Source organism: Micromonospora sp. NPDC023814 (assembly GCF_040639595.1).
GTDB lineage: Bacteria > Actinomycetota > Actinomycetes > Mycobacteriales > Micromonosporaceae > Micromonospora.
Map to the genome: position 1 here is coordinate 51,084 of NZ_JBFAAF010000018.1, position 14,383 is coordinate 65,466.

General features: G+C 72.4%; 16 protein-coding genes. 13 read left to right on the forward strand and 3 right to left on the reverse strand.

Annotated elements, in window-relative coordinates; genetic code table 11:
• Positions 1–4: 4 nt before the first annotated feature.
• From AB0G14_RS12725 to AB0G14_RS12745, 5 genes are read left to right on the forward strand one after another with little or no spacing between them, the layout of a single operon-like run.
• A complete protein-coding gene (locus AB0G14_RS12725; protein WP_357696665.1) occupies positions 5–886 on the forward strand; it encodes a branched-chain amino acid ABC transporter permease in 882 nt (293 codons plus the stop codon).
• Complete coding sequence (locus AB0G14_RS12730) at positions 887–2,029, forward strand: branched-chain amino acid ABC transporter permease (RefSeq protein WP_357696667.1); 1,143 nt, start codon at positions 887–889, stop codon at positions 2,027–2,029.
• On the forward strand, positions 2,019–2,819 hold the full coding sequence (locus tag AB0G14_RS12735; protein ID WP_357696669.1) for an ABC transporter ATP-binding protein: 801 nt from the start codon (positions 2,019–2,021) through the stop codon (positions 2,817–2,819). The genes AB0G14_RS12730 and AB0G14_RS12735 overlap by 11 nt, the downstream gene beginning before the upstream one ends.
• 1 nt (position 2,820) lies before the next feature.
• Positions 2,821–3,591: an ABC transporter ATP-binding protein gene (locus tag AB0G14_RS12740; RefSeq protein WP_357696671.1), complete on the forward strand. Its 771-nt coding sequence runs from the start codon at positions 2,821–2,823 to the stop codon at positions 3,589–3,591.
• Entirely contained in the window at positions 3,588–4,157 is a 570-nt protein-coding gene (locus AB0G14_RS12745; RefSeq protein ID WP_357696673.1) for an NAD(P)H-dependent oxidoreductase, read from the forward strand. The genes AB0G14_RS12740 and AB0G14_RS12745 overlap by 4 nt, the downstream gene beginning before the upstream one ends.
• A gap of 56 nt (positions 4,158–4,213) precedes the next feature.
• On the opposite strand, the gene AB0G14_RS12750 is transcribed toward AB0G14_RS12745, so the two are convergent.
• The gene (locus tag AB0G14_RS12750) at positions 4,214–4,822 is read right to left on the reverse strand and encodes a TetR/AcrR family transcriptional regulator (RefSeq protein WP_357696675.1); all 609 of its coding nucleotides are present in this window, start codon (positions 4,820–4,822) and stop codon (positions 4,214–4,216) included.
• A 119-nt stretch (positions 4,823–4,941) separates the two neighbouring features.
• Between AB0G14_RS12750 and AB0G14_RS12755 the strand changes: the two genes are divergently transcribed.
• Genes AB0G14_RS12755 through AB0G14_RS12770 form a run of 4 tightly spaced genes read left to right on the forward strand, consistent with a single transcriptional unit; the run spans position 4,942 to position 7,738 of the window.
• On the forward strand, positions 4,942–5,493 hold the full coding sequence (locus tag AB0G14_RS12755; protein WP_357696676.1) for a VOC family protein: 552 nt from the start codon (positions 4,942–4,944) through the stop codon (positions 5,491–5,493).
• 33 nt (positions 5,494–5,526) lie between these two features.
• Complete coding sequence (locus AB0G14_RS12760; RefSeq protein ID WP_357696678.1) at positions 5,527–6,183, forward strand: carboxymuconolactone decarboxylase family protein; 657 nt, start codon at positions 5,527–5,529, stop codon at positions 6,181–6,183.
• Positions 6,180–6,551 (forward strand): DUF6285 domain-containing protein, encoded by a 372-nt coding sequence (locus AB0G14_RS12765; RefSeq protein ID WP_357696680.1) that lies wholly within the window; start codon positions 6,180–6,182, stop codon positions 6,549–6,551. The genes AB0G14_RS12760 and AB0G14_RS12765 overlap by 4 nt, the downstream gene beginning before the upstream one ends.
• Positions 6,548–7,738 carry an acyl-CoA dehydrogenase family protein gene (locus tag AB0G14_RS12770; protein ID WP_357460643.1) on the forward strand — a complete coding sequence of 397 codons (1,191 nt, stop codon included), beginning with the start codon at positions 6,548–6,550 and terminating at the stop codon, positions 7,736–7,738. The genes AB0G14_RS12765 and AB0G14_RS12770 overlap by 4 nt, the downstream gene beginning before the upstream one ends.
• A gap of 175 nt (positions 7,739–7,913) precedes the next feature.
• On the opposite strand, the gene AB0G14_RS12775 is transcribed toward AB0G14_RS12770, so the two are convergent.
• Positions 7,914–8,903 (reverse strand): phosphotransferase family protein, encoded by a 990-nt coding sequence (locus AB0G14_RS12775; RefSeq protein WP_357696682.1) that lies wholly within the window; start codon positions 8,901–8,903, stop codon positions 7,914–7,916.
• 132 nt (positions 8,904–9,035) lie between these two features.
• Entirely contained in the window at positions 9,036–9,755 is a 720-nt protein-coding gene (locus AB0G14_RS12780) for a GntR family transcriptional regulator (RefSeq protein WP_357696684.1), read from the reverse strand.
• 136 nt (positions 9,756–9,891) lie between these two features.
• On the opposite strand from AB0G14_RS12780, the gene AB0G14_RS12785 reads away from it, so the two are divergent.
• The 4 genes from AB0G14_RS12785 (at position 9,892) to AB0G14_RS12800 (ending at position 14,379) form a co-directional block, all read left to right on the forward strand.
• Positions 9,892–11,106 (forward strand): CoA transferase, encoded by a 1,215-nt coding sequence (locus AB0G14_RS12785; RefSeq protein WP_357696686.1) that lies wholly within the window; start codon positions 9,892–9,894, stop codon positions 11,104–11,106.
• A gap of 59 nt (positions 11,107–11,165) precedes the next feature.
• A complete protein-coding gene (locus tag AB0G14_RS12790) occupies positions 11,166–11,576 on the forward strand; it encodes a nuclear transport factor 2 family protein (protein WP_357696688.1) in 411 nt (136 codons plus the stop codon).
• On the forward strand, positions 11,573–12,766 hold the full coding sequence (locus AB0G14_RS12795) for a CaiB/BaiF CoA-transferase family protein (protein ID WP_357696690.1): 1,194 nt from the start codon (positions 11,573–11,575) through the stop codon (positions 12,764–12,766). The genes AB0G14_RS12790 and AB0G14_RS12795 overlap by 4 nt, the downstream gene beginning before the upstream one ends.
• Before the next feature lie 77 nt (positions 12,767–12,843).
• Positions 12,844–14,379 carry an acyl-CoA synthetase gene (locus tag AB0G14_RS12800; RefSeq protein WP_357696692.1) on the forward strand — a complete coding sequence of 512 codons (1,536 nt, stop codon included), beginning with the start codon at positions 12,844–12,846 and terminating at the stop codon, positions 14,377–14,379.
• The last annotated feature ends 4 nt before the right edge of the window (positions 14,380–14,383 follow it).

Below are 14,383 nucleotides of genomic sequence, written 5' to 3' on the forward strand. Positions count from 1 at the left end.
CCCCATGAGCCTGTTGCTGCAACTGCTGTTCCAGGGCGTGGCCCTGGGAATGGTGTACGGACTCATCGCCCTGGGTTTCGTGATCGTGTTCAAGGGCTCCCGGTCGTTCAACTTCGCGCACGGCGAGTTCGTCATGGGTGGCGCCTACCTGGTGATCGCCGCGGCCGGCGTGGTGCCCTACGCGCTGGCCGTGGTGATCGCCGTGGGCGGGATGGTGCTGGTGGCGCTGCTGGTGGAGAGCCTGTTGCTGCGGCGCATGGTTGGCAGGTCACTGACCACGGTCGTGCTGGCCACGCTGGGTCTGTCGATCATGATGCGATCGGTCGTCGTCATGGTGTGGGGCGTCAACGAGCAGGGCTCGGCCGACCCGGTCGGGCGCGGCACCGTCCGGTGGGGCGACGTGGTGCTCCCCACCAGCGCCATCGCGACGATCGTCGTCTCGGGCGTCGTGCTCGTCGGGTTGGCGTACTTCTACCAGCGCACCCGGTACGGCCTCGCGCTGCGCGCCACCGCCAGCCACCAGGAGGCGGCCCTGGCCCAGGGCATCGACGTCCGCCGGATGTTCGCGCTGTCGTGGGGCATCGCCGCGGTCCTCGCCGTCGTCGCCGGCGTCTTCCTGGGCGCGTTCCCGCGGCAGGTCTCCCCGGCCATGGGCATGGTCGCGCTCGCCGCGCTGCCGGCGATCGTGATCGGCGGGTTCGACTCGCTCCTCGGCGCCATCGTCGGTGGCCTGGTGGTGGGGCTCATCCAGGTGCTCGGCGCCGGCTACCTGGCCGACTTCGGCGGCGGGAAGCTGCACGAGGTGCTGCCGTACATCGTGATGTTCGCCGTCCTGGTCGTCCGCCCCTACGGGCTGTTCGGCAGCCGCGAAGTGGAGAGAGTCTAGATGTCGTCCCCCACCTCGGAGGCCCGCTACCGCCGCGAGCTCTCGCTGCGCCCCGGCACCTCCGCGAAGGTCGGCACCCTCGCCGTCACCGCCCTGCTGCTGGTGCTGCCGCTGTTGGTCGGCCCCCGCTGGCAGACGATCGGCGTGTACGCCTTCATCGCCGCCATCGCGGCGCTCGGCATGCACGTGCTGTCCGGCCTGGCCGGGCAGATCTCGCTCGGCCATGCCGCGTTCCTGGCGATCGGCGCCTACACCGCGTGCTGGCTGGGCGTCGACCAGGAGCTGCCGATCTGGGTCTGGCTGCCGGCCAGTGGGCTGGTCGCCGGCCTCGCCGGCGCCGTCCTCGGCCCGGTCGCGGCCCGCATCCGGGGTCTCTACCTCGCCGTCGCCACGCTGGCCCTGGTCTTCATCCTCCAGTACGTCTGGCAGGTCTGGGGTGAGCTGACCGGGGGCGTCAACGGCCGACCCGCGCCCGCCGTCCTGTTCGACGGCGAGGACCTGCTGCGCGGTGTCGAGATCGGCGGGCTGCACCTCACCGGTGAGCAGGCCTGGTGGTACTTCGCCCTCGCGGCCCTGGGGGTCGCGCTGCTGGCCAGCCTGAACATCCAGCGCAGTCGGATGGGCCGGGCGTTCATGGCGGTGCGCGACCGTGACCTGGCCGCCGGGGTCGCCGGTGTGCCGGTGCGGCGCACCAAGGTCACCGCCTTCGTCGTCTCGGCGACGTTCACCGGCATCGCGGGCGCCCTGCTGGCCTCCTTCCAGTCCTACATCGTGCCGACCCAGTGGGGCCTGATGCTCTCCATCGAGTACATCGCGATGGTGGTCATCGGGGGCCTGGGCACGACGTTCGGCGCCGTCGCCGGGGCGTTCTTCGTGACCTCGATGCCCCAGGTGGTGCACGCGCTGGCCGGCTTCCTGCCGTTCATCGCCGAGACCTCCAGCACCGACGGCGGGATCTCGGTGCCGCTGCTGTCGGAGTTCCTCTACGGCTTCGCGATCGTCCTGGTGCTGCTCTTCGAGCCCGACGGCCTGCACGCCCTGTGGGTGCGCGCCAAGCGGTTCGTCGTACGCCCACCGGCAGCCCCGCCGCCGACCCCCGAGCCAGCCATTGCGGAACTGAGCGGAGCCGGCCATGTCGCCTGAACCTGCCACCCCCGCCCTGGAGGTACGCGGCGTCACCGTCGGCTACGGCGGGGTCACCACGGTGTTGCGCGACGTCAGTTTGCGGGTTCCCGCCGGGCAGATCGTCAGCCTGCTCGGCCCCAACGGCGCCGGCAAGTCGACGCTGATGCGGGCCGTCTCCGGGCTGCTCGGTATCCATCGTGGCGCTGTCACCCGTGGCTCGGTGTCGCTGTTCGGCAGGGACGTCACCCGGGCATCCGCCTCCCAGCGGGTCAGCGCCGGCCTGGCCCAGGCGCTGGAGGGCCGCCAGGTGTTCGTGGACCTCACCGTCGAGGAGAACCTGCGCATCGGCGGCTACCGGCGCCGGGGTTCCCGCAAACCGGGCGACGAGGTGTTCGGGTCGATCCTCGACCGGTTCCCGCGGCTGCGGGACCGGCTGGACCAGAAGGCCGGCTACCTGTCCGGGGGCGAGCAGCAGATGCTCGCCATGGGCCGGGCGCTGATGTCCGCGCCGAGGGTGCTGCTGCTCGACGAGCCCAGCCTGGGCCTGGCCCCGAAGGTCGTCGAGGACATCCGCGACGTCATCGTCGACATCAACCGGCAGGGCACGTCGATCCTGCTGGTGGAGCAGAACGCCATGATGGCCCTCTCCGTCGCCCACCACGGCTACGTCCTGGAGACGGGCCGGGTCGCGAAGGAGGGCTCCGCGGAGAGCCTGCGCGCCGACGACGAGGTCCGTGACGTCTACCTCGGACTCCACAGCGGTCGCCGCGTCGCGACGGTTGCCGCCGACCCCGTGACGGAGGCGTGAGATGAGCGACGTGCTGCTCTCCGTCGAGGGCCTGAGCCTGCGGTTCGCCGGAGTGCGCGCGCTGACCGACGTCTCCTTCGACGTCCGGCGCGGCCAGTTGTTCTCCGTCATCGGGCCCAACGGCGCCGGCAAGTCCTCCCTGTTCAACTGCATCTCCGGCGTCTACCGCCCCACCTCGGGCTCGATCAGGTTCGACGGCACGGAGTTGGTCGGCCGGGCGCCGCACCGGATCGCCAAGCTGGGCATCGCGCGTACCTTCCAGAACGTCGAGGTCTTCCCGACCATGACGGTGCTGGAGAATCTCCTGCTCGCCCGCCACCATCACATGCGCGGTGGCGTGCCCGCCGGGGTGCTCTGGTTCGGCCGGGCCCGGCGCGAGGAGGTCGCCGCCCGCCGGGCGGTGGACCGGACCATCGACTTCCTCGGGCTCGGCGACCTCCGGCACCGCCGGGTCGGGTCGCTCCCGCACGGCCTGCAGAAGCGGGTCGAGCTGGGCCGCACCCTGGCGATGGAGCCGAAGCTGCTGCTGCTCGACGAGCCGGTCGCCGGCATGAACCACGACGAGACGCAGGAGATGGTGCGCGCCATCGTCCGGGCCAGGCAGGAGCTCGGCATCGCCGTCGTCCTCGTCGAGCACGACATGGGCGTGGTCATGGAGATCTCCGAGGAGATCTGCGTACTGGACTTCGGCGAGCGGATCGCCCTCGGCGCGCCGGCCGACGTCGCCCGCGACGAGGCCGTGCTGACGGCCTACCTCGGTGGTGCGCTGTGAGTGGGCGCGTACGCCTGCTCGGTATCTCCGGCAGCCTGCGCGCCCGCTCCTACAACACCGCGCTGCTGCATGCCGCGCGCGCGGTCGCGCCCGAGGGGGTGGCACTGGAGATCGCCGACATCGGCGAGGTGCCGCTGTTCAACGACGACCTGCTGCCCGACCCGCCGGGCGCGGTGGCGCGGCTGCGCGCGCAGGTGGTGGCTGCCGACGGCCTGCTGCTCGCCGCCCCGGAGTACAACGGCGGCGTCACCGGTGTGCTCAAGAACGCCCTGGACTGGCTGTCGGTCCCGCCGACCGCGTCCGCGCTGCGGCGCAAGCACGTCGCCCTGGTGGGCGCCTCCCCGGGGATGCTCGGCACCGCCCGCGCCCAGACCCAGCTGCGTGCGGTCCTCACCCTGTGCGGTGCCCGGGTGGTGGCCGCCCCCGAGGTCCTGGTCGCGCACGCGCACCGGCGCTTCGACGACGACCTGGCGTTGGCCGACGAGCAGGCCCGGCTGCTGCTCGGCAAGCTGGTGGGCAGGCTGGTCCGCGAGATCCGCGGCTCCCACCCGCTGGTGCCCTCCTGAGCCCCGCCGCAACCCGACGGGCCCCGAGGCGACCGCCGGGTGCCGCCGGCCGTCCCTCAGTCCCGGGGCAGGCCGAGGGCCTGCACGGTCAGCAGGTTGAGGGTGTCCACCACGTTGTCGTTCGCGTCCGATTCGCCGAGGACGTACCGCAGGTAGAGGGTCCGGTCGACCATGGCCCCGAGCGCCTGCGCCGCGACGTACGCGTCGAGGTCGGTACTCACGAGGCCCTCGGCCTGCCAACGGCGGATGGACCGGGCGGTGCGCTCGGTCGTGGTCCTGCGGTGGGACTGGCGCAGCGTGCGGAAACCCTCGTCGATGGTCGCCACCTGCTCCACGATCGCCATCAGGGCGGCGTTCTCCCGGTAACGGGCGCAGTAGTTGCGGTTGGCCTGCTCCAGGCGTTCCCGTGGGCTCGCGGGCCGCGACGTGGACGGGTCGGTCGCGAACATCTCGTCGAACAGCCGCGAGGCGACCTCGTAGAAGATCGCCTCCTTGGACGGGAAGTGCGTGTAGAAGCTGCCGTAGGCGACGCCGGCCGTCGACGCGATGTGCGCGATCCGGGTGTCGACGAAGCCCCGCTCCTCGAACACCTTCCGGGCGGCGGTGAGCAGGCGCTCGCGCGTGGCGCGACCGCGGCTGCTCAGGGGCAGGGACGGCGTCGGCACGGGCGGAAGCGTAGCAGTCCCGCAGACCGTTGACCCCTCAACTTGACCTGACTATCATGTCAACTCTGGGCCGGCCGGACGGCCAGCACCGGAGGCGCCGCCAGAGAGGAACCGGGACGATGACGAACACCGAGTTCGAGATCAGGGGCATCAACCACCTCGCCCTGGTCTGCTCCGACATGGAGCGCACCGTGGACTTCTACCGCAACGTGCTGGGCCTGCCGCTGATCAAGACCATCGCGCTGCCCGACGGCGGTGGCCAGCACTTCTTCTTCGACCTGGGCGGCGGCAACCACCTCGCGTTCTTCTGGTTCCCCGACGCCCCACCGGCCGCTCCCGGCATCGCCGCCGCGGCCACCATCCCCGGCAAGGGCGAGTTCACCACCGCCGTCGGCTCGATGAACCACGTGGCCTTCACCATTCCCGCGGACAAGTTCGACGAGTACCGCGCGAAGCTCAAGGAGAAGGGTGTACGGGTCGGCTACATCGTCAACCACGACGACAGCCCGTCCGGGGTTGCGCGCGAGATGCACGACGGGGTCTTCGTCCGCTCGCTCTACTTCCAGGACCCCGACGGGATCCTCCTCGAGTTCGCCGCGTACCTCCGGGAGTTCACCCCCGCCGACGTCCGTCACGCGCCGGCCCGGGCCGTCGTTCCCGCCACCGCCTGACCGCGATCCGCACCGAGGGAAGGAAGGACACCCGTGCCACGTCTCCGGCAGGTTCCTCGCGACGAGGCCGAGGCCGACATCGTCGTCACCATGTACGACCAGCTCTTCGGCCCGGACCGCGACCCGGTCGCCGAGCCCGGCACCGCCGCCGGCACCCCGGGCGACTGGTGGACGGTCTTCGCGCTGGTGCCGGACGTGCTCAAGCACGCCGTGCGCGGCTTCGCGCTCTACCGCAGCCCCAGGCGGCTGCTCGACCCGGTGCTCCGTGAGCTGGGGCAGACCCGCGCCGGCTGGCTGCGTGGCAGCCAGTTCGTCTTCTCCCAGCACTGCAAGTCGCTGCGCGCGCTGACGGTGAGCGAGGAGCGGATCGCCGCCATCCCGTCCTGGGGCGTGTCGGACCTGTTCACGCCGCTGGAGCGGGCGGTCCTGTCCTACACCGACAGCCTCGTCACCGGCGGCGGCCGCGTCGACGACGGCACCTTCGCGGTGCTCAAGGCGAACCTGACCGACGAGCAGATCCTCGAACTGACCTACATCACGTGCCTCTACGACATGCACGCCGTGATGAGCCGGGCCCTGCGCCTGGAGTTCGACGACCGCGAGGACCCGGTCGTGGAGGTCGCCGCGCCCGAGGGATACGAGGCCTTCGACGTCGGCGCGGCCACCAGCCTCGCCGAGGACCGCCGTTGACCACGACCGTGCCGCCCCGGGTCGCGCTGCACGACGTACCCACCGCCGCCGAACTGGTCGCGGCCGTGCGTGAGTTCCTCGCCGACGAGGTCCTCGGCGCCGTCGCGGGCGCCACCCGGTTCCACACCCGGGTGGCGATGAACGCCCTGGGCATCGTCGAACGCGAACTCGCGCAGGGCGGCGCCGACGTGCTCGCCCACCGGCAGCGGCTGGCCCGGCTCGGGTACGCCGACGACGCGGGGCTGGCGGAGGCCATCCGGTCCGGCGCCGAGGACGGCCGGTACGCCGAGGTGAAGGCGGCGATCGCCGAGAGCGTGGCCGCCAAGCTGCGTGTGGCCAATCCCGCGTACCTGAAGGAGACGCCATGACGTTCCAGGTCCCGGAGCACATCCGCCCACTGCGCGACAGGGTCCACCGGTTCATGGTGGAGCGGGTCGAGCCCCACGAGAGCGTCCTGCACGCCGGCGGGCCCGAGGCCGCGCGGCTCGTCGCGCAGCTCCAGGCACAGGCAAAGGCCGAGGGGCTGTGGGCGCTGGGCCACCCGGCGGAGCTGGGCGGGGGAGGGCTGCCGTTCCTCGACTACGTCTACGTCAACGAGGTGCAGGGGCGCAGCGAGTTCGGGCAGCTCGCGTTGGGCACGTGGACCCTCCAGGACTCGATCATGCTGAACCGGCACGCGAGCCCGCACTGGCGGGAGGCGTACCTCGAGCCGCTGGTCGCGGGGGAGATCTCGCCGAGCTTCGCGATGACCGAGCCGGACGTGGCCGGGTCCGACCCCACCCGGCTGCGGACCACGGCCACCCTGGAGAACGGGGAGTGGGTGATCAACGGACGCAAGTGGTTCACCACCGGCGCGGCGAAGGCGGCGTACACCACCGTGATGTGCCGGACCGAGACGGACGCCGCGCCGCACGCGTCGTTCAGCATGATCATCGTCCCGACCGACACCCCCGGCTACCGGATAGTCCGGGACACCCCCGTGCTCGGCATCGACAGCGGCCACTACGAGGTCGACTACGACAACGTGCGGGTGCCGGAGCAGAACCTGCTGGGCGAGCGCGGCAAGGGCTTCCTCATCGCCCAGGAGCGGCTCGGCCCCGGCCGGATCTTCCACGCGATGCGCTGGCTCGGCCAGGCCCAGCGGGCCTTCGACCTGATGTGCCGACGGCTCAACGAGCGGACCGCCTTCGGGGGACCGCTGGCCGACAAGCAACTGATGCAGCAGCACGTCTTCGACTCGTACACCGAGATCCAGGCCAGCCGGCTGCTCACCCTGCAGGCGGCCGAGCAGATCGACCGGGGCGACCAGGCCCGGGTCGAGATCGGGGCGATCAAGGTCTTCGGGGCCCGCATGCTGCACAACGTCGTCGACCGGGCGGTGCAGGTCTTCGGCGCGGCCGGCGTCACCGACGACACCCCGCTGAGCCACATGTACCGCGCCGCGCGGTTCGCCCGCCTCTACGACGGCGCCGACGAGGTGCACATCCAGAGCGTCGGCCGGCGCATCCTCGGCGAGTACCGCAGGGGTGGGAACTGGGAGTTCGGGCTGCGCTGACCGCCCGCGCGAGGACCGGCCGGGACGCGTGGCGCCCGGCCGGTCCTCGCGTCGCCGGACGGCTGCGTCGCCCCGGCGGGCGCCGCTGCGGCGGGCGCGGTCCCGGCGGCGCGCGGGGCCGTTCCCGTCCCACCGACCGGCCGGGCGTCCCTCCGGCCGGGCGCCTCGTCGGCTGTCAGGGGAGCAGTTGCAGCAGCTCCCACTCGTTCTCGCTCACCCGGCGGCCGATCGTGGCCAGCTCCACCGAGCGGGTCGCCCCGGAGCGGTGCCGCTCGGTCTGGTGGATGCAGATGACGCCCCACTTCAGGGTGCCCATCACCTGCCACCAGTGCAGGGCCTCGCGGTCGACCGTCGTCCCGCTCTCCGCCTCGTACGCCGCCACCAGGTCGTCGACCGGGCCGAAGCCGCCGACCACGGGTTCCTGACCGAACCGCCACGCCCTGACGCACAGCCAGCCGAGGTCCTCCAGCGGATCGCCGAGATGGGCCAGCTCCCAGTCCAGGACGGCGCGGATCCCCTCCGGCCCCACGATGAAGTTGCCGTTGCGGAAGTCGCCGTGCACGACCCGCGGCGGCACGGACGCCGGCCGGTGCGTGTCGAGCCAGCGGATCGCGAGCTCGAACGCCGGGTGCGGGTGACCGTAGTCCGCGAGCGCTCTGCGCCAGGTGTCGAGTTCGTCGCGGGCCTCCAGCCCGGGCACCGCGGCGGGGGAGATTCGGTGGATCCGGGCCAGGATCCGGCCACACTGCGCGGCCAGCAGTGGGCGGGCGGCCGCGTACTCCTCGTCGCGCAGGATCTTGCGGGGGATGGACTCGCCCTCGATCCGGGCCATCACGACGTACGCCGCGCCGAGGTCGTCGGCATCGGTGCTCGACGCCAGGATGGCGGGTGACGGGACACCGGCCTCGCCCGCCGCGGCCATCAGCGCGGTCTCGCGGCCCATCGCGTCGGCCTCGAACCCGCCGGGAGCGTCCATCCGCAGGATGAGGCCCTGCGGGGGCGTACGGTCACCGCGCAGGTCGAAGGACCAGGTGTGCCGGGACGCGCCGGCCGGCAGGCGGCGGAGGTTGTCGACCCGCACGCCCGGGTCGCCGGTGCGCTCGGCGAGCACGGCGCGCAGCCGCTCCCCGAGCCGGGTCGCCTCGTCGGTCGTCGGTGCGGTCAAGCTGGGCACGTGCTTCCTCCCGGACCTGAGCTGCGGGAAACCCGCACGAGGATTGTATGCAATTCGCGGGCGGTTGTCGCGGGTGGGGACGGGCGGAGCGCTCAGGACGGGCCGTTCGCCGGTGGTACGGGGTCAGTCGGCGTCCTCGACGGCCGTCGCCATCGCGAACAGCTCGCCCACCTCGGTGTCGTTGGCCTGGATGTGGGCGACCAGCACGTCGCGGCCCTGGAGCACGTGCTCGTACATGAGCGCCGACGCCCGTTGCCCGTCGCCGGCGACGATCGCGTCCCGCATCAACCGGTGGAACAGGTGCGACCGCTCGGTCTGGGCGCGGTCGAACTGGCGGAAGGCCTGGAAGACCAGCGGCACGTCGACGGTGCGCTCCAGCAGCCGGCTCAGCCGCTCGTGCCTGGCCGCGGCCAGGATGGTGCCGTGGATCTGGTGGTTCGCCGCGTTGACGGCCCGGGTCAGCTCGATCGCGTCCGCGTGCTCGGTGTGCAGGGCGGCCTCGAAGGCGGCGATCCCGGCGTCGAGGAGGCCGACCTCCTCGTCCGTGATCCGCTCGGCCGCCAGTTCGGCGGCGTACGCCTCGAGGCGGGCGCGCAGGCCGTACAGGTCGGCCACGTCCTCGATCGACAGCCCGCGCACCACGGCTCCCCGGTTCGGCTCGCTGTGTACGAGTCCCTCGGCCTCGAGGCGGCGCAGGGCCTCGCGCACCGGCGTGCGGGAGAGCGCGAACTCCTCGGCGATCCGCTGCTCGACGAGGCGCTGGCCGGGTCGGTAGCGCCCCTCGACGATGGCCTGCCGGATGTGGGCGTAGGCCGCCTGGCTGTTCCCCTTGTGCGTCGTCACTCGTCACGTCGCCTTTTCGCGCTCGGTGGACTGATCGGGTGAAGTGTAGCGGCGCGCACGCCGGTTGTATGCGATCTCCGATCCGTGCGGCGCAAACTAGCGCACGAGAGCCAAGAATTGTGTACAATCCTCGGCCATGGGTGGTTCCACAGGGCCGTTGCACGGCCTCCGCGTCCTTGAGTTGGGCAGTTTCATCGCCGGCCCGTTCGCCGGCCAGCTCCTCGGCGACTACGGGGCCGAGGTGCTCAAGATCGAGGCGCCCGGCACCGGCGACCCGATGCGCCGCTGGGGGATCACCGAGAACGGCGAGAGCCTCTGGTGGCCCGCGATCGCCCGGAACAAGAAGTCCGTCGCGATCGACCTGCGCCGGCCCGACGGGCGGGACCTGGTCCGCAGGCTGGTTGCCGAGGTCGACATCGTGCTGGAGAATTTCCGGCCCGGCACGCTCGTCGACTGGGGGCTGGACTACGCCGCGCTGTCCGCGATCAACCCCCGGCTCATCATGGTGCACGTCAGCGGCTTCGGGCAGACGGGTCCGCGCGCCGGCGACGCCGGCTTCGGCAGCATCGGCGAGGCGATGGGCGGCATCCGGCACACGACCGGGAACCCGGGGCTCCCGCCCACGCGTACCGGCATCAGCCTCGGCGACTCCCTCGCCGCCCTCTTCGCCGTCATCGGCACCCTCGCCGCCGTACACGAGCGGGCGGCCAGCGGCAGGGGCCAGGAGGTGGACGTCGCGATCTACGAGGCCGTCGCCGCGCTGATGGAGTCGACCATGGCCGACCACGAGGTCGCGGGCGTCACCCGTGGCCGGACCGGCTCGGTGCTGCCCGGCGTCGCGCCGTCCAACGTCTACCCGACCTCCGACGGCGCCGAGGTGCTGATCGCGGCCAACGCCGACACCGTGTTCCGCCGGCTCTGCGTCGCGATGGGCGACGAGACGCTGAGCGCGGACCCGCGGTTCGCCGAACACGGCGCCCGCGGCGGGAACATGGCCGAGATCGACGCCATCATCAGCGACTGGACGCGCACCATGACCGCCGAGGTGCTGCTGAAGGTCATGGAGGACAACGGGGTGCCGGCCGGCCGCATCTACACCGCCGGCGACATGCTGAACGACCCGCAGTACGCCGCCCGCGACATGGTGGTCCGGCTGGCCAACCGATTCGGCGTGCGGATCCCCGCCGCCGGCGTCGTGCCCAAGTTCTCCCGCACCCGTCCGGCGACCCCGGTGGCCGGCCCGGTGCTGGGCGGCCACACCCGCGACGTCCTGACCGGCCTGGCTGGCGTCGACGGTGCGGAGTGGGCCCGGCTGGCAGCCGACGGCGTCGTCGTCCAGCCGGCCGGATGACGCCCGCCGCCCGCGCCGGCGGGATCCGTCGCCGCTGACCCCGACCATTGGAGAGACCCGTGACTGCTGTCCCGACCGCGTCCACCGCCGGTGGGTACGACGACATCGCCGAGCGCTTCTTCGCCGCCGTCGGCAGGGGCGACCTGGCCGCGGTGACCGACCTGTACGCCGATGACGTCGAGGTGTGGCACAACTACGACGAGGTGGACCAGACCAGGGAGCAGAGCCTGCGTACCCTCGGCTGGATCCACGCCAAGCTCGGCCCGCTGCGGTACGTCGACGTGCGGCGCACCCTGCTGCCCGACGGCTTCTGGCAGCAGCACGTCGCCGAGATCACCGGTGACGGGGCGACGACGCGCATCCCCGCCGCGTTGCGGGTGTTCTGCCGGGCCGGGAAGATCGTCCGCATCGAGGAGTACCTCGACCCCGCGCCGTTCACCGCGCTGGTCGCCGCGAGAGCCACGACGTGACCCGTCGGTCCGGTCCCCTGCGGGGGCTCACCGTGGTCGAGCTCGGCGGCGTGGGACCGGCCCCGTTCTGCGGCATGCTGCTGGCCGACCTCGGCGCGCGGGTGGTCCAGATAGCGCGGCCCGGGGCGGCGGCCGTGTTCTCCGACGCGCACCTGCGGTTCGGCGTCGTCAACCGCGGCCGGGAGTCGGTCGCGATCGACCTGTCCCGACCCGAGGGGGTGGCCGCCGCGCTGCGGCTCGTGGACGGTGCGGACGCCGCGATCGAGGGCTTCCGCCCGGGCGTCGCCGAACGGATCGGCGTCGGCCCGGACGCCTGTCGCGAGCGCAACCCGCGGCTCGTCTACGGCCGGATCACCGGGTGGGGGCATGGCGGGCCGTGGTCGGACCGGGCCGGGCACGAGGCGAACTACGTCGGGCTGGCCGGCGGGCTCGCGCCCGTGTCGAGGGCCGGGGAGCCGGCGGCGCCGCCCGCCGGGCAGCACGGGGACATCGGGGCGGCGGCGACGTTCCTCGCCCTCGGCGTGGTGAGCGCGCTGCTCGAAGCCCGCAGCTCCGGCGAGGGCCAGGTCGTGGAGGCCTCCGTCGTGGACTCGGTCGCGGCCCGGATGGCCCTCGCGATCGGCGCCGCGGCGGCCAGGGACGCCGACCGGTTGGAGCGGGACACGGGGGTCAACGCCCCGTTTGGCGACACCTACCGGTGCGCGGACGGTCGCTTCGTCGCGGTCGCCGCCATCGAGGAGACCTTCTACTCGCGGCTGCTGGGCAGGCTCGGACTGACCGGCCATCCGGCCCTGGTCGGCGACCGGTTCGACCGCGCGCGGTGGCCGGGGATGCGGCAGGTGCTGACCGAGGTGTTCCTGGCCCGGGCCCGGGACGAGTGGTGCGAGGTCTTCGCCGACGCCGACGCGTGCGTCTCGCCCGTGCTGACCGTCGAGGAGGCGACGGCGCACGAGCACAACCGGGCGCGCGAGCTGTACGTCGACGTCGGCGGCTCCGTGCAGCCCGCCCCCACGCCCCGGTTCAGCCGCACCCCGCCGGCCAAGCCCAGTCCCGCCGTCCCCGCCGGCGCGAACTCGACGGACGTGCTGCGGGGCGCCGGCCTGAGCGCCGAGGAGGTGTCCGCGCTGCTCTCCTCGGGCGTGGTCGTCGCCGACGCGACCGGCGGCGACGGGGGCTGCGCGGCCACCTAGCGGGGGCTTGTCACGTTGTCATCGTGCCGTGGGCCGCACGGCACCGAAGCTGCGACAGGATCGCTGAGGAGCGGCGGATGTATCCCGGTACCCATGTCGACCAGTTCCCCGAGAAGCCCGCCGTGATCGTGGGCGAGACCGGCGAGACGCTCACCTACCGACAGATGGAGGAGCGGTCACGCCGCCTCGCGCGCGTGCTGCACGACGCCGGACTGCGCCGCGGTGACCACCTGGCGCTGCTGACCGACAACACGCCGCGCGCGTTCGAGGTCTACTGGGCGGCCCTGCGCACGGGGCTCTACATCACGGCGGTGAACAGTCACCTCACCCCTGCCGAGATCGCCTACATCGTCGACGACTGCGACGCCAAGGCGATCGTCGTCTCCGCCGGGCTGCGGGAGGCGGCCGAACGCCTGGTCGCCGAGACGCCGCAGGTCACCCTCCGGCTGGTCTACGGCGGCCCGGCGGAGGGCTACTCGTCGTACGAGGAGGCGCTGGAGCAGGCGTCGGCCGAGGCGCTGCCCAGCCAGCCACGCGGCACCGACATGCTCTACTCCTCGGGCACGACCGGCTTCCCGAAGGGGATCAAGCCGCCGCTGCCAGACCACCAGGTCGACGAGGCCAATGCCGACGCCGCGCTGTACGGACCGATGTACGGCTTCGGCACCGACACCGTCTACCTGTCCCCGGCGCCGATCTACCACGCGGCGCCGTTGCGGTTCGCCGCGGTGATCCAGGCCCTCGGTGGCACGGTGGTGATGATGCGGCGGTTCGACGCCGAGGCCGCGCTGTCGATGATCGAGCGTTACCGGGTGACCCACAGCCAGTGGGTGCCGACGATGTTCGTCCGGATGCTGAAGCTTCCCGAGTCGGTCCGTCACAGGTACGACGTGTCCAGCCTGCGGTGCGCCGTGCACGCCGCGGCCCCGTGCCCGGTCGAGGTCAAGCGGGCGATGCTCGACTGGTGGGGGCCGATCCTCGTCGAGTACTACTCGGCGACCGAGCTGAACGGCGTCACGTACATCACCAGCGAGGAGTGGTGCCGCAGGCCGGGCTCGGTCGGCCGGGCGGTCGTCGGCGTCCTGCACGTCTGCGGCGACGACGGTGCGGAGCTGCCGGTGGGCGAGGTCGGCACCGTCTACTTCGAGCGGAACGAGCTGCCCTTCCGCTACCACAAGGACCCGGACAGAACCAGGCAGGCCGTGCATCCGCGGCATCCGACGTGGACCACGACCGGCGACATCGGCAGGGTGGACGAGGACGGTTTCCTGTACCTCACCGACCGCAAGGGGTTCACGATCATCTCCGGCGGGGTCAACATCTACCCGCAGGAGATCGAGAACGCGCTGATCCTGCACCCCCGGGTGCTCGACGTCGCGGTGATCGGCGTCCCCGACCCGGACCTGGGGGAGTCGGTGCGGGCGTACGTGCAGCCGGCCCCCGGCGCGCGGGCGGACGCGGCGCTCGCCGACGAACTGGTCGCGTTCCTCGGCGAGCGGATCGCCCGCTACAAGCTGCCGCGCAGCGTCGAGTTCGTCGACCGGCTGCCGAGGACGCCGACGGGCAAGCTCGTCAAGCGCGCCCTGCGCCACCTCGCCGACGCCGCCGAGTAGGGCC

Coding starts and splice junctions, on each gene's coding strand:
- AB0G14_RS12725 (WP_357696665.1), top strand. CDS start 5: ATGAGCCTGTTGCTGCAACTGCTGTTCCAGGGCGTGGCCCTGGGAATG.
- AB0G14_RS12730 (WP_357696667.1), top strand. CDS start 887: ATGTCGTCCCCCACCTCGGAGGCCCGCTACCGCCGCGAGCTCTCGCTG.
- AB0G14_RS12735 (WP_357696669.1), top strand. CDS start 2,019: ATGTCGCCTGAACCTGCCACCCCCGCCCTGGAGGTACGCGGCGTCACC.
- AB0G14_RS12740 (WP_357696671.1), top strand. CDS start 2,821: ATGAGCGACGTGCTGCTCTCCGTCGAGGGCCTGAGCCTGCGGTTCGCC.
- AB0G14_RS12755 (WP_357696676.1), top strand. CDS start 4,942: ATGACGAACACCGAGTTCGAGATCAGGGGCATCAACCACCTCGCCCTG.
- AB0G14_RS12770 (WP_357460643.1), top strand. CDS start 6,548: ATGACGTTCCAGGTCCCGGAGCACATCCGCCCACTGCGCGACAGGGTC.
- AB0G14_RS12785 (WP_357696686.1), top strand. CDS start 9,892: ATGGGTGGTTCCACAGGGCCGTTGCACGGCCTCCGCGTCCTTGAGTTG.
- AB0G14_RS12800 (WP_357696692.1), top strand. CDS start 12,844: ATGTATCCCGGTACCCATGTCGACCAGTTCCCCGAGAAGCCCGCCGTG.